General features: G+C 56.7%; 30 protein-coding genes and 1 tRNA gene. 26 read left to right on the forward strand and 5 right to left on the reverse strand.

The genetic code is table 11. The features are described from left to right. The first annotated feature begins 87 nt into the window (after nt 1-87). From R2R70_RS02435 to R2R70_RS02545, 23 genes are all read left to right on the forward strand, one after another. On the forward strand, nt 88-3681 hold the full coding sequence (locus tag R2R70_RS02435) for a tail fiber domain-containing protein (RefSeq protein WP_410977157.1): 3594 nt from the start codon (nt 88-90) through the stop codon (nt 3679-3681). After that, nucleotides 3681-4184, forward strand: coding sequence for a hypothetical protein (locus R2R70_RS02440; protein WP_410977158.1), 504 nt, complete (start codon nt 3681-3683; stop codon nt 4182-4184). The genes R2R70_RS02435 and R2R70_RS02440 overlap by 1 nt, the downstream gene beginning before the upstream one ends. A 9-nt stretch (nt 4185-4193) precedes the next feature. Continuing rightward, the gene (locus tag R2R70_RS02445; RefSeq protein ID WP_410977159.1) at nt 4194-4874 is read left to right on the forward strand and encodes a hypothetical protein; all 681 of its coding nucleotides are present in this window, start codon (nt 4194-4196) and stop codon (nt 4872-4874) included. Nucleotides 4875-4942: 68 nt separating this feature from the next. Beyond that, the gene (locus R2R70_RS02450; protein WP_410977160.1) at nt 4943-5113 is read left to right on the forward strand and encodes a hypothetical protein; all 171 of its coding nucleotides are present in this window, start codon (nt 4943-4945) and stop codon (nt 5111-5113) included. A 40-nt stretch (nt 5114-5153) separates the two neighbouring features. Beyond that, nucleotides 5154-5966, forward strand: coding sequence for a PhoH family protein (locus tag R2R70_RS02455; RefSeq protein ID WP_410977161.1), 813 nt, complete (start codon nt 5154-5156; stop codon nt 5964-5966). 454 nt (nt 5967-6420) lie between these two features. Beyond that, the gene (locus tag R2R70_RS02460) at nt 6421-7260 is read left to right on the forward strand and encodes a hypothetical protein (RefSeq protein WP_410977162.1); all 840 of its coding nucleotides are present in this window, start codon (nt 6421-6423) and stop codon (nt 7258-7260) included. 45 nt (nt 7261-7305) lie between these two features. Next, nucleotides 7306-7614 carry a hypothetical protein gene (locus R2R70_RS02465; protein ID WP_410977163.1) on the forward strand — a complete coding sequence of 103 codons (309 nt, stop codon included), beginning with the start codon at nt 7306-7308 and terminating at the stop codon, nt 7612-7614. Between the two features lie 2 nt (nt 7615-7616). Beyond that, nucleotides 7617-9005, forward strand: a complete 1389-nt coding sequence (locus R2R70_RS02470) for a DnaB-like helicase C-terminal domain-containing protein (protein ID WP_410977164.1) — start codon at nt 7617-7619, stop codon at nt 9003-9005. Between the two features lie 17 nt (nt 9006-9022). After that, nucleotides 9023-9214 carry a hypothetical protein gene (locus R2R70_RS02475; protein ID WP_410977165.1) on the forward strand — a complete coding sequence of 64 codons (192 nt, stop codon included), beginning with the start codon at nt 9023-9025 and terminating at the stop codon, nt 9212-9214. A 97-nt stretch (nt 9215-9311) separates the two neighbouring features. Further along, entirely contained in the window at nt 9312-9887 is a 576-nt protein-coding gene (locus tag R2R70_RS02480) for a hypothetical protein (protein WP_410977166.1), read from the forward strand. A 57-nt stretch (nt 9888-9944) separates the two neighbouring features. Then, a complete protein-coding gene (locus tag R2R70_RS02485; RefSeq protein WP_410977167.1) occupies nt 9945-10316 on the forward strand; it encodes a hypothetical protein in 372 nt (123 codons plus the stop codon). Continuing rightward, nucleotides 10313-10732, forward strand: a complete 420-nt coding sequence (locus tag R2R70_RS02490) for a hypothetical protein (protein ID WP_410977168.1) — start codon at nt 10313-10315, stop codon at nt 10730-10732. Before R2R70_RS02485 ends, R2R70_RS02490 begins: the two co-directional genes overlap by 4 nt. Nucleotides 10733-10775: 43 nt before the next feature. Continuing rightward, complete coding sequence (locus R2R70_RS02495; protein WP_410977169.1) at nt 10776-11855, forward strand: toprim domain-containing protein; 1080 nt, start codon at nt 10776-10778, stop codon at nt 11853-11855. Nucleotides 11856-11931: 76 nt separating this feature from the next. Further along, a complete protein-coding gene (locus tag R2R70_RS02500) occupies nt 11932-12726 on the forward strand; it encodes a hypothetical protein (protein ID WP_410977170.1) in 795 nt (264 codons plus the stop codon). Further along, the gene (locus R2R70_RS02505; protein WP_410977171.1) at nt 12726-13223 is read left to right on the forward strand and encodes a hypothetical protein; all 498 of its coding nucleotides are present in this window, start codon (nt 12726-12728) and stop codon (nt 13221-13223) included. Before R2R70_RS02500 ends, R2R70_RS02505 begins: the two co-directional genes overlap by 1 nt. Nucleotides 13224-13296: 73 nt before the next feature. Further along, on the forward strand, nt 13297-13440 hold the full coding sequence (locus R2R70_RS02510; protein ID WP_410977172.1) for a hypothetical protein: 144 nt from the start codon (nt 13297-13299) through the stop codon (nt 13438-13440). A 1-nt stretch (nt 13441) separates the two neighbouring features. Beyond that, a complete protein-coding gene (locus R2R70_RS02515; protein ID WP_410977173.1) occupies nt 13442-13687 on the forward strand; it encodes a hypothetical protein in 246 nt (81 codons plus the stop codon). Between the two features lie 80 nt (nt 13688-13767). Then, nucleotides 13768-14418 (forward strand): Nmad5 family putative nucleotide modification protein, encoded by a 651-nt coding sequence (locus tag R2R70_RS02520; protein WP_410977174.1) that lies wholly within the window; start codon nt 13768-13770, stop codon nt 14416-14418. Further along, a complete protein-coding gene (locus R2R70_RS02525; RefSeq protein ID WP_410977175.1) occupies nt 14408-14590 on the forward strand; it encodes a hypothetical protein in 183 nt (60 codons plus the stop codon). The genes R2R70_RS02520 and R2R70_RS02525 overlap by 11 nt, the downstream gene beginning before the upstream one ends. Beyond that, entirely contained in the window at nt 14587-15411 is an 825-nt protein-coding gene (locus R2R70_RS02530) for a TAXI family TRAP transporter solute-binding subunit (RefSeq protein WP_410977176.1), read from the forward strand. Before R2R70_RS02525 ends, R2R70_RS02530 begins: the two co-directional genes overlap by 4 nt. Before the next feature lie 69 nt (nt 15412-15480). Next, nucleotides 15481-15945: a hypothetical protein gene (locus R2R70_RS02535; RefSeq protein WP_410977177.1), complete on the forward strand. Its 465-nt coding sequence runs from the start codon at nt 15481-15483 to the stop codon at nt 15943-15945. Next, entirely contained in the window at nt 15942-16247 is a 306-nt protein-coding gene (locus R2R70_RS02540) for a hypothetical protein (protein WP_410977178.1), read from the forward strand. Before R2R70_RS02535 ends, R2R70_RS02540 begins: the two co-directional genes overlap by 4 nt. A 29-nt stretch (nt 16248-16276) precedes the next feature. Further along, the gene (locus tag R2R70_RS02545) at nt 16277-17644 is read left to right on the forward strand and encodes a hypothetical protein (protein ID WP_410977179.1); all 1368 of its coding nucleotides are present in this window, start codon (nt 16277-16279) and stop codon (nt 17642-17644) included. 126 nt (nt 17645-17770) lie between these two features. On the opposite strand, the gene R2R70_RS02550 is transcribed toward R2R70_RS02545, so the two are convergent. Further along, nucleotides 17771-19072 (reverse strand): tyrosine-type recombinase/integrase, encoded by a 1302-nt coding sequence (locus tag R2R70_RS02550; RefSeq protein WP_410977180.1) that lies wholly within the window; start codon nt 19070-19072, stop codon nt 17771-17773. 211 nt (nt 19073-19283) lie between these two features. On the opposite strand from R2R70_RS02550, the gene R2R70_RS02555 reads away from it, so the two are divergent. Together R2R70_RS02555 and R2R70_RS02560 are read left to right on the forward strand one after the other, a co-directional pair. After that, nucleotides 19284-19360, forward strand: a tRNA-Arg gene (locus R2R70_RS02555). 161 nt (nt 19361-19521) lie between these two features. Then, on the forward strand, nt 19522-20766 hold the full coding sequence (locus R2R70_RS02560) for a tyrosine-type recombinase/integrase (RefSeq protein ID WP_410977181.1): 1245 nt from the start codon (nt 19522-19524) through the stop codon (nt 20764-20766). Here R2R70_RS02560 and R2R70_RS02565 read toward each other — a convergent pair. Continuing rightward, nucleotides 20735-20968: a helix-turn-helix transcriptional regulator gene (locus R2R70_RS02565; RefSeq protein ID WP_248379218.1), complete on the reverse strand. Its 234-nt coding sequence runs from the start codon at nt 20966-20968 to the stop codon at nt 20735-20737. The genes R2R70_RS02560 and R2R70_RS02565 overlap by 32 nt on opposite strands. 13 nt (nt 20969-20981) lie before the next feature. Further along, the gene (locus R2R70_RS02570) at nt 20982-21131 is read right to left on the reverse strand and encodes a hypothetical protein (protein ID WP_215824070.1); all 150 of its coding nucleotides are present in this window, start codon (nt 21129-21131) and stop codon (nt 20982-20984) included. A gap of 296 nt (nt 21132-21427) precedes the next feature. Between R2R70_RS02570 and gvpU the strand changes: the two genes are divergently transcribed. Next, a complete protein-coding gene (gvpU, locus tag R2R70_RS02575; protein WP_410977182.1) occupies nt 21428-21829 on the forward strand; it encodes a gas vesicle accessory protein GvpU in 402 nt (133 codons plus the stop codon). 490 nt (nt 21830-22319) lie between these two features. Here gvpU and R2R70_RS02580 read toward each other — a convergent pair whose 3' ends face one another. Next, nucleotides 22320-23234, reverse strand: a complete 915-nt coding sequence (locus R2R70_RS02580) for a DNA cytosine methyltransferase (RefSeq protein ID WP_410977183.1) — start codon at nt 23232-23234, stop codon at nt 22320-22322. Beyond that, entirely contained in the window at nt 23231-23818 is a 588-nt protein-coding gene (locus R2R70_RS02585) for a hypothetical protein (RefSeq protein ID WP_410977184.1), read from the reverse strand. The genes R2R70_RS02580 and R2R70_RS02585 overlap by 4 nt, the downstream gene beginning before the upstream one ends. Nucleotides 23819-24320: the final 502 nt, after the last annotated feature.

Below are 24320 nucleotides of genomic sequence, written 5' to 3' on the forward strand. Positions count from 1 at the left end.
CAGAGTTATGCCTGACGGATTGCTCTGGGGTATCATGTAAGTCACTGCTTACTTAATGGCATTCCATCAGCATTTAGAGGGCTGCGCATGGCCGATTTAGTCTCAACCCGTGTATTCGGGACACTCACGATCTCTGACAAGCTGCACGTCAAACGGGATTCGAGCATCCAAGGCGGCCTGTCCGTCACGGGAAGTATCGGTAACAATCCCGGCACCTACGGCGTCAACATGGGCTTGTCAGGTGGCGGCGACCCGCAACTTCAGCTTCAGGGCGACGGCGACACCAACACCTCTCCACACATCGACTTCAGCACCGGCCTGAGCAGTGACTATGACGTGCGCCTGCTGCTGAACGGAACGGACAGACTGAGCCTTCTGGGCGTCGATGACACCAACGGCTTCCTCGTCAATGGCTACAAGGTCTTCCATGCGGGCAACGGCGGCGCAGGCTCCGGCCTGGATGCCGACAAGCTCGATGGTGTGCAGGGGTCACAGTTCCTCCGCTCGGACACCACCGATGCCTTCACTGGCGAGATCACCGGCAACATCCTGATCCTCGGCGGGGGTCAGATTCAGAACTCTGGTGCCGCGCTTCAGGTGAACGGCTTCTCGCGCATGGGCAGCATCTGGCTCCACGAAGGCGATACGCCGGAAGCCACACCTGGCAAGAAGCTGACCAACACGGATGGCGATCTGATCTGGTCAGGCTCGCAAGTCTGGACGGACGCCAATGCGACAGCCAAAGCCCTGACCCAGATGCAAAAGTATGGGCTGGGCGGAAGCGGCATCAGCACTTCGGATGTGAATCTGGACGGCCTGGTTGCCTCCGGCTTCTACGGCATGTATCAGTCCACCCAGAACGCATGGGCAGGCCAAGCGTCCGGCGACACCATGATCCATGCTCGTTGGGGCAGCAATCACGCCTCTCAGATCGGCATGGGTCAGACTGGTGAACTTCATTTCCGCACCCAGAACGACGGGACGTGGACTGCCTGGCACGAGGTCTGGCACACAGGCAATGACGGAGCCGGTTCTGGTCTGGACGCTGACAAGCTCGACGGCCAGCACGCAAGTCACTTCGCTCCTGTCACCAATGCCAACCTGATCACGCCTGACATCAACGACTCACAGGTGCGAACGCTGGTCTTCGACAATCTCGAAGCCACAAACGTCGCGGCGAAGGGCGACGGCGGCCTGGGGTTTGATTCCTCTCAAGGGCTCCTCATCCATCGCACGCAGTCAATCGGGACGGCGGTGGGTGCCGGTGTCTACAAGGTGCTCGATGCCTCCAACGTCGCTGCCGGCGACAACATCGAGTTCGGCAACATTGGGCCTGATCTGCTTGGCACCGAGCCGTTCATCATTTCCGTGAAGCAGGGTGCTGGCTCTGGTCTGGATGCAGACAAGCTCGATGGGCTGCAAGCGACAGATTTCACTCGTTCCGTCTATGACGGAAGTTACTACGGTCTGGCTGCCCCAGGTGCCAATGCAAGCAATTGGATCAGAACCACCGTGAACGGCTTCATTCCGGCCACGTCCGGCGGTGCCAGTAAGCTCGGAACAAGCTCTTGGCCCTTCCTTGAGGCTCACGTCAACACTGTCTACGAAGGCGGCGCTACGCTCGCCTCTCGCTATCTCGGGAAAACCGCAAAGGCGGCAGATGCCGACAAGCTCGATGGCGTTCAGGGTAGCAACTACGCACGCCTGGATGGCTCGGGCAGTCAGACATCCACCAAGGCGCTCAATCTCGACCTGCAAGGGCACGTAGGCGATGGCGGCAATGACTATGGCCTGATCGTCCAAGCCTTCGAGCCTGCTGTCTCGCTGATCGACAAGTCCACCAATGCCCATAGCGGCCAGCTGCTCTTCAGCGGCAGCGCCTTCTTCCTGCGCCACCAGAGCGCTAACGACGGCACGATCGGTCACAGCGATGCGACGGTAGCTCATCAGACACTCATGAAAGTATCCACCACGCAGCTTTTGTGGATGGGCAATGATGTCTGGCATGCCGGAAACGCCCCGATTGCTTCGTCAAACGTGAGCAACGCTGTCGTCAAGCGCGACAGCAGCGGGGACATCAATGCTCGCCTGTTCCGGTCTGAGTTCAACAACTCCAACTCAAGCATCGGCTACATCATGACGCAGGTGGATACGGCCGGTAACAACTACATCCGCCCATCTACTCCTGCGCATTTCCGAGCTGCCGTAACTGACGGCCAATACATCGACAAAGCGAACGGCACGGCTACCGGCCAGCTGTCGTTCTCTGGTGAAGGCGACAGCACTGGCATCCGATTCCATTCTGGAAATGACTCATGCGGTGTTCGTCTGCGCAACCCAGGCGGAAACTCGGGGGAGATGGAGTTCTGGACTGCCGATGACGATCTTGAGCCGTTCGTCTTCCGCTCCTACGCGTCAGGTCACACCGGAACCGGTGCCTATACCGAGTGGGCGAAGATCAGTGCTGCGGGCCTTGAGATCAAGAGTGGTGACATCCACAGCAACAACGGCGCATTTGTCGCGCACGGCAACGTGTCCTCCAACGCCAACATCGACCACATGTGGCACTCGGATGGCGAGAATGCCTGGCACTTCGTCTCTGACGGCACATACGGAGCGAGAGGCAACTCCACGCTGATTGCCAAAACGCTGGTCGCTGATAGTGCCTCGGGCATCACTGCTGAGGGCATGGTGTCGAGGTCGAACGCCAACACGGTGCTCGACCTCTCCTACGACGCCATCGCATCCAACGCCATTGGTATGCACACCAACAATTCCATCGCGATCATGTTCGACACGAACAACAACAGCACCGATGGAAATCTGAACTTCACCGTCGGTCACAACGGCGGCTTTGGTGGCACAAACTACGAAGAGCTGATGAAGATTGACGGCATCGGCTCCTACTTCAGCAAGCCGATCTATGAGCAAGGTCGCCGTGTGTTGTCGGAAGGCGGAATCGGCCAGTTCGAGTTCAGCAATCAGGACTTCAAGGGTCGCGGCAAGCGCATTGCGGTGGCAACGACTGGCGATCTGATCCTGAACTACGCCAACGACTTCACCCAGGTCAAAGTCCAGAGCGACATGACGCTGGATGCCGGCACCAACACGTCGCTGACCATCCTCTCGGATGATGGCGGCATCTCGACACTAAACCTCTACGGCGCGGATCAGGGGTCAGGCATGGTCTATGTCGGCCAGTCAGCGACTCACGGCGGCGGTATCGAATACAACGGCGACAACACACCTACGACTACAGGTGCGGGGTCGGATTACATCTCACTGTTCCGTCGCAACGCGAGCACCGATTCTTGGACAGCCCGCAACAAATACAACTCGAACGACTGGCAGTTCCGAGGCAACGTCACGGCCTATGCCTCCGATGCTCGCCTGAAGGAGAACGTCGAGGTCATCCCTGATGCACTGAGCAAGCTGCATGAGGTGCGCGGTGTGACCTATGACTGGCGTGAAGAGTGCGAGTCACTGGGCTTCATGCCGACTCAGCGTCATGAGCACGGTGTGATCGCCCAGGAAGTGCAGAAAGTCGTTCCTGATGCGGTTGTCCCGGCACCCTTCGATAACGACTACCTGACCGTTCAGCACGAGCGCCTGATTCCGCTGCTCATTGAGGCGGTGAAGGAGTTGAGCAACAAGTTCGACCAACTGGAGGCACGCATCTAATGGCACTCCCCAGCAGTGGTTCCATCAGCATGTATCAGGTGAATCAGGAGCTGGGGAGGTCTGCAACGGCCTCCCTGTCGCTCAACGATTCGGCTGTCAGGGGACTGGCAGGCAAGTCATCCGGCGCTATTGGCATGAGCGACCTACGTGGCAAGTCCTCATGGGTGCTACAGACGACGATCACGATTGGCAGCAGTGGCTCCAACTACGGCTTCTCAAACACGGTGTTTGGCTCCATTGCCAACCGTAACTTCCACGGAAGGACGATTACGTATTTGGCAAGAGCGGGCTTCTTTAACGGCAGTGGCTTCGAGGTTGATGGCAGCCATACGGGGTCGTGGTGGGACAAGTTTGAGGTGGGCGGCAATACCGTATCCGAGCGGACTGACACTGGCGTCGTGACAAATGGCGATACGGCTTGGAATACCTGGGCAGGCGGTCTATCCAACACACAAGCTCTCGGCGGCCGCACCTCCGGCACTCATTCACTCAAGATGATTTAAGGAAACCCCATGAACTACACCTACCTGATTGACAACTACAACACCGTCGATGATCTGCTGGGCGTCGTTTACACGCCAGATGACGAATCGCTCAGCCCGACCTTCCTGCGAGTTCGCCCAGGCGATACGGCAGAGGAAACCATTCGCAATATCAAGGCAATGGCCCCCGTGGAGGTCTGGGAGCTGGAGCTGGAGCGCATTCAGAGCCGCAATGAACAGGTTGCAGCACTGATTGGCACGGCAGGGCAGGGCGAGAAAGTTGAGACTGAAGCCGGACGAGCCGAGATCACCGAGGTCAACAGGCTGAGCCGAACACTGGAAGAGGCAAAGGCGTCGGCTCTGTCTCGAATCAACCGCGGCTACCAGGAGGCCATGAACCAGATTCTCTCCAGCTACCCGATTGAGGAGACGATCACCTTCGACAAGCAAGAGCGTGAAGCTCGGGCGTGGATCGAATCGTCCTCCCTGAATCGACCGGAGACGCCGTATCTGGACGCGCTGCTGTCTACCCGCCCGATGGACAAGGGAGAGCTGGTATCGCGCGTGATCGCGAAAGCAGACGCCTTCGTCGCCCTCAGCGGAGCCATGACCGGAAAGCGTCAAGCCTATGAAGACCAGATCGAGCTTGTGACCACACTGGATGAAGCCGACGCGATTGTCTGGGAGCACGAAGCGGTGAATAACGGGTAACGCTTATATGGCACCTCACACATTTGCCTGATATAGTAAGTCAACGCTTACTTACAAGGGGAAGCGAAATGGTTAACGTAGCACTCGCACTGCTGGTAGGGACGCTCAAGACGTTCCTGACCCAGAAGTTCGTAACCAAGGTTGTGATCCTGCTGGCCGAATACCTGGCCGGTCACACCAAGAGCAAGTTCGACGACCAACTGGTAGCTGCCATGAAGGAAGCTGCCGGCCAGAAGTGATATTGGCGGCCTCGTGCCGCCTTTTTCATAGGACGACTACATGCCCCGATCTAACCGCAAGCAAATGAAAGGCTCAGGCCGCAATGAGCGTCGTGCTCAAGGTCAGCGAGGCCGTCGTAGCACGGATCGAGCACCGGAGAATCGTCGTGTCGAGGAAGGCGCGGCAGTGACGAGTGACGTTGCACGTTTCCTGGCTACCGCCAATACCCGACGGGTGAAGACGCCCATTGAGGCAATGACCGAGGCCCAGGGTCACTACATCCTTTCCATCACCTCCAACGACGTGAGCTTCGGCACCGGCCCTGCTGGCACCGGCAAAACCTTCGTTGCGACAGCCCTGGCATGCGATGCACTGCTGGCCGGCGAGGTGGACAAGATCGTTGTGACTCGTCCGGTGATTGAGGCGGAAGAGAATATGGGCTTCCTGCCAGGCGAGGTAGCCGACAAGTTCGCGCCTTACTTCGTTCCGGTGCGTGAGGTGCTGGAAGAGCGGTTGGGCCAATCCTTCGTCAAATACCTGATCGAGAACGGCAAGATTGAAATCGCGCCCTTCGCTTACATGCGGGGCCGGACATTCAAGCGTGCCTTCATCATTCTCGATGAGGCCCAGAACACTACGCCCAAGCAGATGAAGATGTTCCTCACTCGCTTGGGTGAAGACGTGACTGTCGTGATCAACGGCGACAGCTCACAGCAAGACATTCGTGCCGCACGTAATGGCCTCGATGATGCTCATCAACGGTTCAGCCGCGCCCCTGGCTTTGGGGCAGTCGCCTTCGAGAAGAGCGATGTCCGTCGCTCGGCCCTCGTTCAGCGAATTGTGGACAACTACGAGACGCATCCCGAGCTATGACGTGCAGTGTGATGTGAGAGCGCGTCCATAGATAGCGCTAGATCGAGCAGAGAGCGTCCCTGAGCGCGTTACTATCTCCACAACGTGAAAACATACTGAAGAGAAGAGAACGGAGCTTACACGCGAAAACTGACGATCACCCCAGCCCCGACCTTGTGTTGGGGCTTTTTCGTTTCTGCAGGGTGAGGCAGGCGCCGGGCGCGCTCCATTTTTTCTGTCCGATATCTACTGTTCTGTTTATCTATATATCTTCGGAAAGGGGGTTATATATAGATGGAGTGAGGCACTCGATGCAAAAACTCTGCCTCATCCTGAGACACCTCGGAACAGGGGTTTCGTCGTTTCCTAGACACCTCGGATGAACGATCTTTCCGCTTCCTCTACCGAGATTTTCTTTGTTAGTGTAAGCTCCTATGCAGTAAGTCACAGGTTACTTACGGATGAGGAAGGAACGATGGTCAAGCCAGTAGTGAAGAGTCGAGTAACGCATGAGCTTGGCGGCAAGCCGATCAAGCATGTGCCGCTCGCTGAGCTGCCGGAGAACCTGATGGAGAGGTTCAAGGGGCGCAGAGGTATCGAGCTATACGAAGGGTTCTCGACCAAGGAGCTTGATGCGGTGGCGATGGATGCCATACCGCGCCCGCTGCTTCAGGAAGAGTCGGCCCTGATGTCCTCGAAGTGGTTCGACTACCGCACCCTTCACCCCTGGCAGGCCACCGCAGTCTTCCTCGAAGCCTACCGCTCGGAACACGCATGGGTCATGCGTAAGCGGGAGGATGTGAAGTCTCACTGGTTCCACAAGGGGATCAAGGTCGCGAAGCTGCACAACGCAGGCTCCCAACAGCTTGTGTCCATCTGGAAAGCGCGTCAGGCCGCGGATCGTGTCGGCTGTCCTTACGACTTCTACTGTCGCGAGCTGCTGGACTGGGCCGAGAAGCGCAACTGGACACATCTGCCTCGGATCAACCAGGTCTACTCCGAGGATCACATCGAGGTCGTCAAGGAATTGTGGGAACGGGGCAAGCGTGATCGCCTGCGTGTCGCCACAGAGCCTTGCTTCGAGCGTGAGGCCGGAGACGACTGGTATCAGCGCGACTACCGAGACTTCCTGATTGAGCAGGTCAAGATGAGGGCACACAGAGAGTTCAGCCTGGCTGCCCTGATCTACAAGCACGGCCACCTGTCGGAGTTCGATGGCATGCAGAACTTCGGGCAAGACATGGTGGAGAAAGCACGAAAGGTTGCCGGCCAGCTTTATGCCGAGCATTTATCCGATTCACCCAGTAAGCACTGACTTACAATAGCGTAGCAAGCAACGTCCACTGTCCAAGGAAAACCAATGAACAAGCACACTGCCGCTGTCACCTCTTCCAGCATCCGTCCGCGTCCGCGTCCCGAGTCAAAGGACACGCGTGCAAAGCCAGCCCGTCAGCAGAACCGTCGCCAGCTTGAGCAGCACGAAGCCTCACTGCTTCCGATGATCCGCTCACGCTCCGGCATCACGCTCCAGCTGATCGACGGAAGCCGCCTGGTCAATGTGGTGCCCATCGCGTTCGACCGCTACTCCATCGCCATCGAGTATGACGGCTTCCGCGAAACCATCTTCAAGTCTGCCATCGCGCGCATCATCACACCTGTCGAGGTCTGATCATGAGTTCCGCTGCATTGATCAGTGCCATCGGGACAGCAACGGCGGCAGCAAGCGCAGACCCGTCACCCTTTGGCAGCGAGTTTGAAATCAAGGTGGTCAGCCATGTGCTGCGTGACACCACGTTCATGCAGCAGTGCGACGATCTGGTCAGCAAGGACTACTTCTCGGATGCGGCTTCTCGCTTCCTCGTGTCCCTGGCGAAGAACCACTACAAAAAATACGAGAGTGCTCCCAGTCTTCGATCCATGACGAGCTATATCCAGTCAGCGGTGAAGACTGGCCGGCTCAAGAAGGCGTCGATACCCGACATCAAGGCGGTGCTCAAGGAGGTCTATGACGAGCCGCTGAGCGACTACAACTACGTGGTTGAGCGCGTCACGACCTTTGCCCGGCACCGAGCGTTGCAGGCAGCGCTTGAGAAGGTCGTCGAGGACATGGAACGCTCGGAATCGACTGGCATCGAGCTGGATTACGGTGCCATCGAGCAGACCATGCAGAACGTCATGATGATCGGGGCCAATGATGCTGGGTCTGGATACGATTACTTTGCTAATATTGAGTCGAGAACCGAAGCGCGAGAAGACAAAGCGGCGGGTGCTGCGGGGCCAGGCGTCAACGCAATCACCACCGGCTACTCCGCTCTCGATTCTCTCCTGTATCATGGCGGCTGGGGTCGCCGAGAGCTGTATGTGTTCATGGGTGCGCCGAAGTCGGGCAAATCCACAGCACTCGGGCAGTTCAGCATCAACGCTTGTCAGGCAGGTCACGATGTTCTCTACGTGACACTTGAGGTGAGTGATCTGGTTATGTCGGATCGTATGGATGCCAACATGTCCAGCGTTCCGATGGCGGAGCTGACCGATCGCTCTGGGGAGATCAAAAAGGAGATTGATAAGCTCGCCGGCAAGTGCGGAAAGTTTATGATCCATCAATACCCCACCGGATCATTTACCTGCAAAGACCTGTCTCGATTGATCGAGCACTACCGATCAAGGGGTGTGACGTTCGATGTCATCGCGGTGGACTATGGGGACATTATGGCCCCTGACTTCCGCACCTCCGATCCCATCGAGAACAGCAAGTCGATTTACGTTGGATTGCGGGCAATCGCACAAAAGTATGATGCCGTGATGTTGACAGCAACTCAGACGAATCGAGAGGGTGCAAGAAGCTCGGTGGCCACAATGACCGATGTGGCTGAGGATTTTAACAAGATACGCATTGCCGACCTCGTGATCTCTATTAACAAAACCGAGGAAGAGCGCGCCAATCAAGAAGCCAGGCTCTACTTCGCCGCCTCTCGTAACCAGCGAAGCGATATTTGTTTGCGAGTGAAGCAAGACCTTGAACGAATGCAGTTCTTGAACAAGGTCTTGGATGTAACCTGACGCAATGAGGTAAAACGATGACCGATGAAACCCAACGGGAGCGCAACAGAGAACGCCAGCGCCGAGTCAGGGCAAATAAGCCCACCGTGTCTTTTGTCACAGACCGGCAGACCAAGGAAGACCTGTTGAGTATGGCCCAAGATAATGGGTATCCTTCGATCAAAGCCTTCATGGAAGCTCTAGTGAAGGGTTATCGGGAGATGGAGTAGCGTCAACCCAGTCAAATGAGATCAGGGGAGGGGGAGCGCCAACCCCCTCTCCTTTTTTTGCGCCAATTTAGTAAGTAATAGGTGACTTATGGCTCAAATGAAGCACGCGCCGATCATTTCCGGCATCGCCTTTTCCCTGGCTCTTGCACTGCCGGCCATCCCTTCAATATCGGAAGCAGCGACCGGCTCCTACCGCAGCGCCAGCTCACGCGTCTCAAGCTCGAAGCTGAGCCTGCGCAAGTTGCCAAGCCGTATCACCCGCACCGTGAAGCCCAAGACGCGCACGATCTACCGCACGAAGCGTGTCACGAAGACAGACACTGGCATCGGAGCGGGGCAGGCGGCCATTGGAGGGGCATCGGCTGCCATTATCGCAGCGGAGGTCATCGACGAGCTTGGAGACATGCAGGAAGTGGCTCACAGGGTCGATCAAGCGACGTTCCCAGTCTCGGAAGGGAAACAGGCAGGGGTGTTGGTTTGCGAGCGTCTGGAGGGCAATGAGTGCTGGCAGCGGGGTGAGGGATTCTTTGCACCACGCAAGGCGATTGACCTGCAGGATTGGGTGAAGGAGCGATCAGGCAAGGACGACGCTCGGGTCATCGGCATTCAGCCATTTCCTCACCCGAGTGACGAGAGTGCGGTCAGGGGCTACATCCACTACGAATATCAATGATCGCCGTCCAAACGAGTGAGAAAATGACTGTGTAATCAACAAGGAGTCTCCCGAACGATGGACATTATCTCCCAGACCTACCGGATCAAGCGCCCCTGCGCAGACTGCCCCTTTCGCAGCGATGGCAATGGCATTGACCTGATGCCTGGCCGACTGAGCCAGATCGCTCACGACATCACGCAAGGCGACGGCAAGACGTTCTACTGCCACAAGACGCTGAGCGGCGAGCGCTTCGAAGAGCTGGAAGAAGAGGATGTGGGCTATGAGCCAGGTAGAAAGGACGCGGCCTGTGCCGGCGCTCTGATCTTCCAGTTCAAGCATGGCCGTCTGCCTATCGAGGCGAGATTCGGGGTGATGCAGAAGGCCATCGACCTGAAGGCCATCGAGGCCCAGTTTGGTGATGTGGTAGAGCCGGAGGACGTGCTATGAACCCCTCCCTTCTCACTCACCTGCTCAAGCCGCTGGATGGTGCTCGCCTCGAATGCGACGGGATGAGTAGTGTCATTTCATGGGGACTCCATGAGCAAGGCGTCACCCACCGCGTGAAGTCCGGCATGATCCATCGAGGTGACGTGTCGATCTGCCATGTCTGGATCGAGCTGTTCACCGGGCACGTTATCGACCTGAGAGCGAGGATGTGGCTCGGGGATCGCCTGGATGTCCCGCACGGCGTCTTCCGACCCGAGGATTACCCGCATGTGACCTACATCGAGCACCCAGATAAGGAAAGGATGGGGGTGATGGATGGTTGGCTGGTAATGGCCTTGAGCGATGGCCTGGCGGGCAAGGTGAGGTGGTCGGATCTCGCTCGCGAAGCAAAGAGTGAACCCCGCGTCGCGCAGTAGCATAGTTGTATCTGAATCAGTAAGTCAGAGGTGACATACACACATGGCAAATCTCAAGCAACTTCTCGATGATCTGGACATGCGGGATTATCTCGATGTTCAGGGGATCACCTACAAGACCAGTCGCTCGCGCAAGGGCACCCAGCTGATCGTCAAGGACTGTCCGGTATGCGGGAGCGAAAGCTGGAAGGTCTATCTGAACGAAGGCACGGGGCTAGGCTGCTGTTTTGCCGGTGATCATCCGCCTGGCGAGAACTTCAACAAGTGGTCGTTCATCAAGGCCAACATCGGAGCGGGCAGCGGCAAGCAGGTTGTCGATCACATCGAGCAGCACATGGACGCCGCCGGATTCGTGATCGAGCGTGAGCGGGTAGAGACGAGCTACAAGGCACTCGACAGTCTCCCGAAGCCCGCGCTGAAGCTCCCCACCGCCAATGGTGAAATCCTCCAGTATCTGCTCGACAGGGGCATCACCGAGCGGACGTGCAAATACTTCCACCTCCAATACAGCGCGGAGGGCTCATTCGAGTTCATGTTGAACGGCGACAAGCGCTATCAGGACTTCTCGGGGCGAGTGATCATCCCTGTGCTTGATCTGATGGGGTCGCTGAAGACATTTCAAGGGCGCGACATCACCGGCACGGCGGAAGACAAGTATCGCTTTGCGACAGGCATGCCGGCCTCCGGTGCGTATCTCTACAACGGGCACAACGCACTGGGGAAGAAGCATCTGATCGTGTGCGAAGGCGCCTTCGACGTGTGGTCAGTCCAGCAATTCCTCTGGGAAAGGGGCATGGATGACGTAGAGGCAGTCGGCACGTTCGGCAAGCATCTGTCTCAGGTCAGCGATGACGGTGACGACCAGCTGTCGGCCTTCCTGATCCTCAAGGACGCGGGTCTCGAATCCGTGACCTTCATGTGGGACTCGGAGCCTGCCGCCATCCGTGATGCCCTCAAGTTCTGTGACCTGCTCCAGCAACACGGTCTGAGCACTCGGATTGCGATGTTGCCGGAAGGACTCGACCCGAACGACGCCACGCCAGGCGAGATCGGCAAGGCTGTCGCGTCCGCCAAACCCTTCTCGAAGGCACTCAAGATGAAAATGCGTTTGAAGATGCTATGACAGCCAGTCTTCTTATAGTTAGAATGAGTAAGTAACAAGTTACTTCTAAGACCCACACAACACGCCGGAGATAGAGATGGAAAACGACCAGCCCAGCATCGCAAGCGATAACAGCCACTTCGTTATCCCTTACGTGAACGGTGTGGTTCTGGCCCACGTCACAGACGACGCGGAAGAGGGCGAGTGCGACCTGTTCGGTGCCATCGAGATTCACAACGAGGTCGCCAACAGCAAGTCGGTCTTGATGCCGGTCACACTCGACCATCGCGCTCGGACGGCAAGCGTGATCTGCGACCCGGCGCTGAAGCCTGAATCATCACCCTCGTGGTTCGCTGAGATCACAAAAGACCCCGCAGCCGGCATCAAGAAGCGCGAGTGCAAGAAGGCCATGCATGAGGTCGCAGAGGACATCGAGAGCGAGGGAATCCCCTTCGTTCGCATGGAGTTCGAGATCGACATTCTGGTGCCGAAGGACAAGGCCCGTAACGTGCTGCTGGCAAACGGCAACGACAAGCTGAATCACCTGAGCTACCAGATTCGCGAAGTCGGCGGGGGCAAGTCGCTGGTGATCGGCGAGAAGGAAATGAAGAGCTACATGCAGAACGGCCACGTCTTCGAGCTGATCATGGAGAAGCTGCTAGGCCAGTTCTGGGAATACCAGGAGGTCGATATGCCGTATTCCATGTGCCGGAGCATTCGCTGGCTGTCGGCAAGCTATCTGACCAAGAGCACTCGCGGAAACCTCATGCCTCAGATCATGCCGATCATCGAAGGCATGCTGAAGGATGTGGAAATGCAGGAGATGCGCGAGGGCAATTCCGAGTGGGGTGCGCTGTCAGCCCTCACAATGGCCATTGGAGGATCGAAGTGATGCCCAAGTTCAAGATGCCCCCGTCAATGAACGGCGACAACATGTTCTCGTTCAAGTGCGAATCGACCAACCGGATTTGCAGCTACTCCATCTGCCAGCACACGGTCTACGCCTACAAGGAGAAGCGGCTGACAGGCTTCGATGACTGCCGGAAGGTCATCGACAAGCGCGAGTGCAAAGCCATCAAGATGATGATCGAGGAGAAGAATGCCGGCAAGGCGCTCTACTTCGATTCCTACAAGAAGGCCCGAGAGGCGAGGGCTGACATCATCGCTCGCAACAAGGCACTGCATGCCCCTCTTCCGCGTCGTTCAGGGCCGTCCATCATTGCCTCAAGTCGTGCCTCGTCCAACGAGGAGCGGATCAGCCGGAAGCAGGTAGCGCAGCGGCCTACAAGACCGCCCCAGGCACCGAAAGTTGAGAAGCCAGCCGCCGAGCAGGATACCGGCAACATGTTTGCCGATGTGGTCAACGCACTGGCCAAAGGGGAGGCGTGAGCCAGGCAGCAGCTTCCAGCCCTGTCAGGATGAGCGATAATGAATCATCAATGACGGATTGGAGGCTGCTGCTATGTCCCTCAAGAAACTTGAGACGTGCGAGCGGGTGATCGTGAAGCTCGACCAACTGCTGCACTCGGGAATGCTGATCGCCATCGCGATGCTGGTGCTGTATCCAGTGGGATACACACTGTTCCTGTTGATCCAACGAGGCTGAAATGACGTATCTGAATCTGATCAAGAAAATCTGGCTGACGAAGAAGGCTCGGCGCATGACCGCGCGCTTGAACAAGAAGGTCAAGGCGTATCCCTACCACATCTCTGTCGCCATCAAGATGAATCCGACCATCCTGGCTGACGCTCGCAAGATCGACATGGTGCTGGATCGCGTAGACGAGCTGAGCGGCGATCCGCGCAACTACACCGTCGTCGGCATGATCAGAAATCTCGCAGCAGAAACATGATGCACACCAGCTGCGTGTGTCTTATATTTGCTCTGACGATACAATAAGCACTGACTTACAACGCAAACGAAGGTTCTCCCATGAAAAGCATCCGACTGAACAAAGAAAGCCGCGAACGCATCATCAACAACATGGCTGAGCAAGAGCTTTGGCCGACCTACAAGAAGCTGCTTGAGACGAATGCCGAGCTGACCGAGCAGGCCCGTCAGTTTTGCTATGGCGGCAAGGTGAAGCAGGCAGAAGAGGCGGCCAAAGACATTCGCCGTCTCAACGAGTCAGTCGCCGGCAGCTACAGCCTCTTCACCATCATGAACGGCCCCGAGCAAAGATCCATGAAGGTCAATCTGGGTGGCTATGTGCTCAAGCTGGCATTCGAAACCAACTTCAAGTTCGTGGTCGTCTCGCCAACTATCGGCATCGAGTATCAGTGCATCGCCGAAGCTCGTTGTGCTCAGCGCGAAACGGTAGTCGTCAAGGACGAGGCGCTTTGCAAGAAGCTGATCGCCAACGATACAGCGATTCGCAACTTCAAGGCTGAGGCCAAAGCGGTCATTGCCGGTGCCCAGGCTGTCGTCAAGCAATCCAGAACCGTCGAATCCCTCCTCGAAGTTTGGCCCGAGTCCAAGAAGTTCATCCCCGAGGACATCGGGTCAGCAAAAGCGACGGCCAACCTGCCGCTCGCCATCGGCCAACTCAATGAGTCATTGAAGAAGCTATCCAATGTTGCCTAAGCGCTCGATATGGGTGTTCGTGCTGATCGTCCTGATGACGTTGGTGCTGACATTCGTTGCCATCCAGATCACGAAGATTGCCGTTGTGGGGCTCGTCGTCCTGATGCTCTTCGCGTTCTACAAGTGCCTGGTCATCAAGGCCAGGCTCAACAACCAGGAAGCCAAGAAATGAAGAAGTCTGTTCTCGCACTGACCGCATCCCTCGCTTTCGCCGCAGGCTCCGTCTCTGCTCAGGAAGTGATCATCACCACCGGCAAGTCAGGTGGCGGGTATCACGGTGTCTTCGGCACCAACCTCGCCCGAGTCCTCAAGGAACAAGGCCATGATGCCTCTGTCGTGACTTCTCTCGGGTCGATTCAGAACCTTGATCGCGTCAACTCTGGGGAGGCGCATATCGGCTTCACACAGGGCGATGCGTTCGCGGCTTGGTCAAAGAAGCACCCCAACAGCAACGTCGAGGAAATCGGCTCTCTGGGCGAGGAATGCGTGTTCGTGGCAACGCGTGAAGATGGTATCGACGATGAAGACGATATCGGGGAAGGCACCAAGATCGCTGTCGGTGAGAAGGGCACCGGATCGGCGGTGAGCTGGGACTACCTTCGCACGCTGGAAGACGACTACGCCGAAGCGTCCACCTTCTACCAGGGTGGCATCCGCTCCCTCGCCAAAGTCGCATCCGGCCAGTTCGATGCATTCCTGTGGGTCACGGCGCCCGGCAACCTGAATCACTCCTATCTGGAAGCCGTGAACGCCAATGACGACCTGCGTGTGATCAGCCTGAACGACTACTCGCTGAACGAGAAGCTGCCGTCAGGCGAAACGGTCTATGAGTTCCATGACGTTGTGGTGCGTGAAGGACGCTTCTCTGACACCGAAGTCGAGACGCCCTGCACCTCAGTCCTGGCGGTCGCCAACACCGAGATGGGGGCCGAAGCGCTGGAGTCCGCAGCCGCCGCCATCATGATGAACGCGAACCGAATCCGCGGTCTGTAATTCCCAAGCCGGCAGCACACAGGGCCGCCGCAAAGGCGGCTCTCTTCATATAACGAGTAGGAAGTCCCAATGGCCACAGCACAATCTCATCCCCGCAAAGAACTCAAGCACGCCTCAGACAAGATGGTCGGCATGATGCGCGACCTCGATCTGATCGTGAACATCCTCGACACCATGCAGCACCGCGACTTCATTCCGGCAAGTCGCAAGAGTGATATCGCCAAGCGCGAGCACGCCCTTCTGATGGAGCGCACGCGCTATGCCCGAGAGGTGCTGGAGTTCTGGGTGATGAAAGGCGATGTGTCTCGGTTCCCTGAAGTGCGCATGCGCCTGGTCATGATGCTCAAGATTCCCGACGCCAAGTTCCTCGCAACAGTCGATGAGTTGGCACACGTATATCAGCGGCGATACCACGAGCTTGCACAGGGGGCTATCGCCAAAGAAAAGGAGTGGAAGGCACGAGATCGCAACGACCTCATGTCGCGCTTCACCAAGAAACAGTTTCCAGCCTCAGCGCTAAGGATGTCCGCATGAAATGGGTATTTCTCTTCTTCTGCCTATGGAGCATTGTTCAGGTCAAGTTCTTCGATATTGACAACCCGATAGACCTACAGCTGACAGCGATCTATCTCGGATTGGTGGGGATGGCATCAATGCACTTCGTCTACCGAGTATTTCTGCCCAAGCGCTTCGAGAACCCCGACGACCCGCACGAAAGAAACCGCTTCGTGCTGAGCAGTGCAGTGGTAGTTGGAAGTGCATTCGGATCAGGATTGCCCGTCGTTATCAAATCGACTGCCGCTCTGATCGTCATCATAATCACTCATGTGTTTTAAGAAAATTGAACAGTAACAGGTGACTTACCATGAACAACGAAGCAGCCTCCCGCGTTATCAACCTTCTCCGCGACTGCAAGGTCAACAACAAGGCCAACAAGAAGGTGCTGATTGAGACAGCCTTGCAGCAAGAGGGTGAGCTTTGCCCGAACGCTCACGAGATCATGAGCATGCTGTTTTCCCCGCTGCGCGTGTTCAACGTGAAGCCGAAGAAGGACTGGAAGATCGGCACCGACAACCCGCTGATTGAGTGGGGCACAGCACACCTTGTCCTGTTGAAGCTGGAATCGCGAGAATTGTCCGGCAATCACGCCAAGGAAGCCGCTGAGAAGATGTTAGCCGCACTGTCCTATGATCATGCCGATCTGCTGCTGCGCATCCTCAAGAAGCGTCCTGACGCCGGTATGACGGCCAACACCATCAACTCCGTGTTCCCCAAATACATTCCGCAGTTCAAAGCCTCAAAGGCCGAAATGTATGACCAGGCATACGCAGAGTGGCCGATGCTCGCCCAGCCCAAGATGGATGGCGTGCGCTCGCTGGTTCACGTCGATTGGGATATCAACGACGTGACCTACTACAGCTACGAGGGGCGCAAGTTCACGGCCTTCGGGCATCTGACTCGGGAGGCGCTTGAGCTTGCCCAGGTGATGCGCAAGCGAATCGACAGCTTGGCAGAAGAGAAAGGGGTCGTATTGGATACGGAAGCCTTCGGTAAGGACTTCAAGGCGTCTGTCGGCTCCGCCAAGCGCAAGGAGTCGGATGGGAACAATGACCTTCACATCTTCGACTACATCCCTGCCAGCGTCTTCTTTGAGGCCGATCCGAAGGCAGACACAACACCTCAGCTGACACGCACCAAGAACCTGCGTGACGCCATGCAGGAGCACTTCGCAGTCAACCGCCTCAACAGTGCTGCCGGGGGCGATGGCGAATCAAAACTGTTCTTCGTGCCGACGCTTGTAGTGAAGAGCCATGAGGAAGCCAAGAAGGCATTCACCAAGTTCCAGGCAGAGGGCCACGAAGGCGCTGTCCTCAAGAACCCGAACTCACCGTATGCCTATCGCAAGAGTCGCGATTGGCTGAAGATGAAGTCCGAGGATGCCGAAGACCTGATCATCGTCGGCTATGAAGAAGGCACAGGAAAATACGAGGGGATGCTGGGTGCGATTGTCGTGGACTACAAGGGCACACTGGTGTCGGTAGGCTCGGGTCTGACTGACAAGCTCAGGAAGGAAATGTGGGGCAAGCATGACGAATGGATCGGGCGTATCGTCGAGGTTGAGTATATGGAAGTCACGCCGGATGGATCACTTCGTCACCCGCGCTTCTCGGTAAACTCACTCGGGGAATTGCAATATCGTGATATGCCGGATCAGCCTGGCGTCAAGGTCTGACAGGTAAGTAAGCACTTGCTTACAAGTTGCATAGGCGATATATTGTAGGTTAAGCAACGCGGGGCGCAGTCGCGCGGTTGTATGGGAGAAGGGGACACATGAACGTGTCCCCTATTTTTTTGCCTGTTATTCGAGAACGCCGTCGTAAAGCTCTCCAATCCCATTCCAAACTTCAATCTGTTTGTTCCACTGCTTTCCCTTCTGATAGATCAGCACTAAGCGATCCTCTGGAAGCTGCCCAAGCGTTTTCTTGATCAGTTCCTGCGGATACTCTAAATGCTCTCCAGCGAGCGTAGCGAACGTTCTACGCACGTCATGTGGGGAGAAGTGCTTGATCGTCATCCCCAAGTCCTTCCGCTTGAGTATCCGGCCAAGCGCACGATTCAGGGCGTCAGGTCGCCGCGTCTCCTCACTCACATATCGGCCGGTATCAAAGACAAAGCCTGTGCCGGATTCCCCAAGGATCATTGCCCGCTTGAGCACTTCAATGGCCGTGTCGTTGAGATGAATCTGGTGCTCGCGACGTGACTTGAACTGCTCAGCCGGAATCGTCCATAGGCGATTCTTGAAGTCGATATCGCGCCATCTCACCGAGTAGACATCGGCTCGGCGCTGACCTGTATAGAAGGCAAAAATCAGACAGAGGCACATGATTTCGCTGGTGCGTGTCGGGGCTGCATGCGGATCATTGCCCTTGATGCCGGTGTGACGCAGAAGGTAATTGAGAACAGCCCCAACCTCCTTCAATGACAGGAATCGCTCGGCGGGTTTCGAGCTTGTCGCACCAAGCCTGGCTGCTCGAATGCCGATAGTAGGGCGGTCGTCGATCAGGCCAATTTCCTCGCCATACTCGAACATCATGTTGATGTTGGTGAAGAGCTTCCGGCTTTCCTCGGGGGATCGCTTCGCTGCGGCAGAGATCATCTTGTTCACGTCATGCCGAGCCGTGTTGGAGGGAGTCTGGCGCTTGAACTCGCGGCTGACGTATCTATCCCACCGATACTGGGTTCGGGCCACTGTCTTCGCTGTCGGCGGCCTACGCGTCTTCTCCGAGGGTCTGTGCGTGTAGGAGACGAGCCAGTCAGCAAAGAGGTCTTCGTTTGTCATGGTGCCCAGGCGCTCCTTCTTCGCCTGGCGCTCCACCTTCACCTTCTCCTGCTTCTGTATAGCCAACACATCAAGTCCGCCCTTCACCTGCTCAGCGAGCTTGCCGTGCTGCATCTGGGCGTCAAAGAGGGACATTTCGGGATACTGACCAATCAACATCTGATTCCTCCTGCCGTTCAGCTGATAGCGATAGAACCACTGCTTGCCGCCGGCAGCCTTCAGTCGCAGATAAAGCCCGGTGCCATGCGGGCTGTAGACGGTCTTCCACTGTTGGAGGCCAGAGGCGCGCAGCGCCTCTATGGCGTTCTCTGTTGCGATCATGGGAGCCTCGTGGGGCTATGGGGAAATGTTCTTAACGGCCAAGGGGAATGATCTTTTGGCTCGTTATATTAGTAGCTCCAGATGTGGAGCTACTAGCTCCACTTTAGCGCCACTTTTAGCCCCTAAATGGTGAATCTGTTACCAATCGGAGACAAGCAGAAAATTGATTTTTCTCAGAAATCCCAATAAATACAGTAGCTTGGCTCGCTACGCCCCCTTAGCTCAGCTGGATAGAGCGGCCCCCTCCTAAGGGGCAGGTCGCAGGTTCGACTCCTGCAGGGGGCGCCAAGCCCCTCTTTTTCCCTGCTTTACCCTCCTCTTATATTCTCGTAACTCATTGTTTTACCTATCTTGTGTCCGTAATACTGTATATACATACATGTATTCACTCTAGAGGCCCGTGTATGGTGTGGTGTATGGTGAGGGTCCACCATACATGGGCACCATACATGAAGCGTGATGCTATCAAGCGGCGACCGCTTGCAGACACCGTGTTGTCTACCCTCGAGCCAGAAGCGCGTGAGTATCGCGAGGCCTATGGCCTGGACCGTCTCTACTTCGTCGTGTCGCCATCTGGCCGCAAGCGCTGGGAGGTTCGTTACAAACACCCGATCACGCAAAAGTGGTCGTTCATGGGAGTGGGGGGTTACCCGGACACCAAGGCCAAGAAAGCGCGAGCCCAAGCTATCCAGATTGCCGAATTGGTAGCCGACGGCATTGATCCCCGGGAGCACCTCAGAGGGGGCGGTGGTGTCCGGACCTTTGGGGTTGTCGCGGAGCAGTGGTACGAGCACAAGCAGATGCAGGGGAGGTCAGCCAAGACGCTGACCAAGATGAGGCATTGGCTCGATAATGATGCGTTGCCTGCATTGGGAGATATGGCAGTTGCTGATGTGTCCCGAGCTGACTGCGTGCGCGTTCAGAAAGGTATTGAGGCCCGCAAGGCTTTCAATATCGCCGAGAAGTCCCGGGCTTTTCTGCGCCGGATCTTCGACTTCGCCATTGCTCACGGCTACTGCGAGAATAATCCAGCTTCCAATCTGCTGGATGTAGCAGCGCCGGCACCAGCTTCCAAACCTCGCCCTCATCTTCTGGAAGAAGATCTACCAGACTTTTTGCGTGCACTGCGTATGACGACCAGCCGCCGGTCTACTCGCTTGGCTGCTTGGATGGTTGTGTGGACGTCATCGCGGCCAGGCATGGTTCGATGGATGGAGTGGGGAGAGATCAAAGGCAAGTCGTGGCATATCCCTGCGGAGAAAATGAAGATGCGCCGCGATCATGTCGTGCCATTGTGCCGTCAAGCACTGCAAGCGCTTGAAGAGATGCGTCCTCTTTCTGGACGATCGAGGTATGTATTCACTGGGGAGGGGGCAAAGCTACCTGTCCTGTCGGATGCTGCGATCAATCGCTGCTTCTCGAATGCAGGGTATAAGGAGAGGATGACGGGGCATGGAGCCCGTCACACGGCCAAGACGCTGCTGAGTGAGCATGGGTGGCCGTTACAGTGGACGGAGATGCAGCTTGCGCACAAGCCGATCGGGTTGGAGGGCGTGTACAACCAGGCGTCGTACCTTGAGCAGAGGCGGAAGATGATGCAGTGGTATGCCGACTACCTTGAAGCATTGGAAGTCGGCATGACCAAGGCTAAGCGGGACAAGTTCAAGCGTCGTCAGCGGGACGTAACTGCATAGCCCATTGGCTCATCCATGCTTCTATCTCATGTTCGTACCAATAGTTGGTCGATGCTCGGCCAATGCCATCTTTGATGGGGCGCGGGAAGTCGGGGTCTTTTACCAGCAGCTTCTCGAGTGATGAGCGGCTGCGACCTATCTTCTCGCAGACTTCACGGGTGCGGAGGAAGCGCAGCGGTTGGTGAGTGGCTGTGTCTGTCATGGTCATCTCCTGTCTAGTCACCTTGATAACGGCCCGAGCTGTAGCCCAAGGCCTGCTCTTCTTGCGCGGTGGCATGATTGGCCATCGCGTCTTGCACACCGGGCACCTGCATCATCAATGTGTACTTGCGGCGCCAGTGATCTCGTCGTTTGCTGATCATCACGATCAGGTCTTCCAGTGGCAGTGCTTCACCATCCTCTGCGGCGTACCCGGTGCCGTGACAGTGGGCACAAGGTGAGCGATGGAAGACGCCATGGAATGTGCCGCTGCCACCACACTGGGGGCATGGGCTATGCGCTGGCGGCTCCCACGTTGCTTGCGATACTTGTTGCATCTGTCTCCCTCTAGGAAAAAAACACTTATTTATAGGTGGCTGCTGAATGGTCTGCTATATTTTTTACGCAAGTCTAATAAGTGTAATTGGCTTACTTCTAAGCTATCGAATCCAAGAGGGATCTTATGTCTACTCAGCTAGAAAAGAATGATGTTTTGCTTAATCTGTTAGTCAAAATGGCTGAGGCTAATGTTACGATGAGCGTAACACTCAATGTTAATGGTATTGTTATTACCGGTAATTTGGTTTCTCAAAAGAGATATTATGAGGAGGTTATAAGTGATCTTCGAAAGCCTTTTAATAGCACTTTCAAAGAGGAGGCTTCTGGTATACTGGACTCGCTGAGTATGCTTGGAGATCTTCCAAATGGTTCATCAAGTGAAGAAGATGAATCTGCCGGCTATGAGTTCGTTCATTTAAGTGGCGCCCGATACTTTATAGGGGACAGCTCCATCCCCGTAGGCGGAGTTCCTTGGCGTGGTAAGATGGCCGCGATCGATGGTTTTACTCTCGGCCGAATGTCGTGAACCAAAAGTGATCAAGTCCTTCCAAGGCTCGCCTCTTGCGCGAGCCTTGGTGCCGAACATGGGACAGCTGATGGGATGGCAACAAGATTTAGTCGATTTTACTGCCACCATTCCTAGCGCCTTCGCGTGAAATCGGTCCTTCTGCTCGTTCGAGATCAACGGCATGCTATGTAGTACGGCCGCTTATTATTGGCCGACACCAGCTTGATACGCTTTTATGGGCCACAACCCTTTAAGTCATCTAGGCATCTTGATAGTTGTAGACATCGACCTCATCAATCTTTGCCGTATGCTCGCGGCTAGATGAGCGCTGTCAGAGCTGGTGCTTGATAGTTCAGATGCGGAAATTCTCGAATCGGTTGAGCTTCTCGGGGTGACACTGCATGTTTTGCTGCGCCAGTGATCCTTCAATTCCTGCTTCCATATGCCTTGCGTGCCGACTCCCACCAAGACCTGGTGCTAGTGCTTGGTGGGGTGTCTCTGGAGGTATTCATGCTGCTTGTTGCAGCGCCTTGATGATGTGACTGACCGGCGTGGGACATACCGCGTTGCCAAGCAGGTGCACGGCGAGACGGTGGTTATCCGGCAGCTGGTAGGTATCAGGAAAGCTCATGGCCGATCGACATTCCCACCGGCTGAGCATGCGCATGCGGTCGCCATCAACGATGGCCCATCGATCACGGGTGGTGATGGTGCCAATGGGGCGATCCAGTGAACGCCCTGTCTTGGTGTTCCCGTAGTAGCTGATCAGGAAGCGGTCACCGTGAGTGGCACGGCCCGCGCGCACGCGCTCCAGGGTGGCGGCGGCTCGCCCGGGCTTCTCGATGGGCTGCCAGCGGCCTGCCTCGAAGTCGATGAAGCTGGCGGCCGGCAGGTGATCGAGTGTCGGCAGGTTCAGCTTGAGCGGCTGGGCGGACTGGGTGAGTACCAGGAACATGCGGATGCGGTTCTGTGGGGCGCCGAGGTCAGCGGCATCTACTACATACGGGCTCACGGCATAACCCAGTGCCTGCATGGCCAGCACCCAAGGGCGGTAGAGCTGCCAATCGAGGAACTCGGGAACGTTCTCCACGAGGATGGCTGGCGGCCGGTGATACTCGGCAGCTGATACCACTGCCCAGGCAGTCGAGCGGCTGGCATCGTGCTGAGGGTTGCCGCTGGCCTTGCCTCGCGCCTTGCTGTGGCCCTGGCAGCAGGGCGACGCCAGCATCAGGTCATGCGTGGGCACCTGACTCCAATCCGCCTGATGCAGGTCCTGGCAGATGTGCGCTGCGTGTGGATGGTTGCGGCTGTGCCATTCGACAGCATCTGGCCAGTGGTTGGCAGCCCAGGCCACGTTGCAGCCGGCCATGCTGGCGCCGGTGCTGAATCCACCGGCACCGGCGAAGAGGTCGATGACGTTCATGACTTCACCTTGCGATGGCCTGCGTCGTAGAGCGCTCCCAGCAGGTACTCTTCCGACAGTGCCCCGTGAAGCTCGCGCTTATGAGCGTCAGCCGCGGCCTTGGTTATCTGCTTCATGTCCCCAATCGCCTTCTCTCGATCGGAGCGGATGGGGCGTAGCTCAGACCGAGCGCACACTTCAACGCCACGTCGCTTCCCTTCGACCACGACATTGCCGCCGCGCAGTGTATGGCCGATCACCCTGACTTCTGCGTATCCATCGTGATCTGAATCGAGCGTCACTATGCTCCCCACCGGTGGCAGGCCTTCGCCATTCCAAGCCTTTGGATCGACTGCATCGCTGACTGGTCGCTCGAGATGTTGGACGTGTGCCAGCAGCGCCTCTTCCCATTGTTCCCGGGTGATGACGATGCGGCGCTCATGGGCGCCGATCCATGTGTAGTGCCATTCGTTATTGTTCGGGCCCTTGATCCAACCCTCGAGATCGCCGTGAGCGTTCTCGGTCGGCAGGTTGCACTCGGTCTCAGGGCGTGGCCACGGGTGGGGGAGGTGCAGCAGGCTTTCCATCAGTTGATCGCGGGTCATATCAGTCATCCTTGGTGAGCAATGTGTCGAGCCAGCCACCGGTGAGCAGGAAAAAAAAGCCGCCAGGCAAGTGGCGGCGATGAGTAGCGGGTGAATCATGGTGATGCCTGTTTGAGTGAGGCGTAATCGCCCAGTCGTTTGGCTGTTGCCAACAGGCCGGCAGGCCTTCGCCTTAGCGTTTTGACAGCCTCTGCCAAGCATTGGGGCTTCGCCGGCTTGCGGGATTTGGTGACTGGCTCAAGCAGTAGTATCGGGTCATGACGACCCAAGCGCGTCATGCGGGACAAGAGTGTTCCTTCCCCGATACCGAGACGCTCAGCGTGTTCCGCCATCGTCGCGGTAATGCCATCGACGGTGACCCGAGATCGAAGAAAGAGCGTCATACTGACCTCCTCGAGTGGTTGAGCGCACAGGTCAGCCCCCAGAAGAGACTGGCGTGTGAGCACAAAAAGGCCCACCGGTTGGGGTGGGTAAGATGCGCCGAGAGACACGATGAAAAGGG

It is taken from the genome of Cobetia sp. SIMBA_158, from assembly GCF_046566945.1.
Classification (GTDB): Bacteria; Pseudomonadota; Gammaproteobacteria; order Pseudomonadales; family Halomonadaceae; genus Cobetia; species Cobetia amphilecti.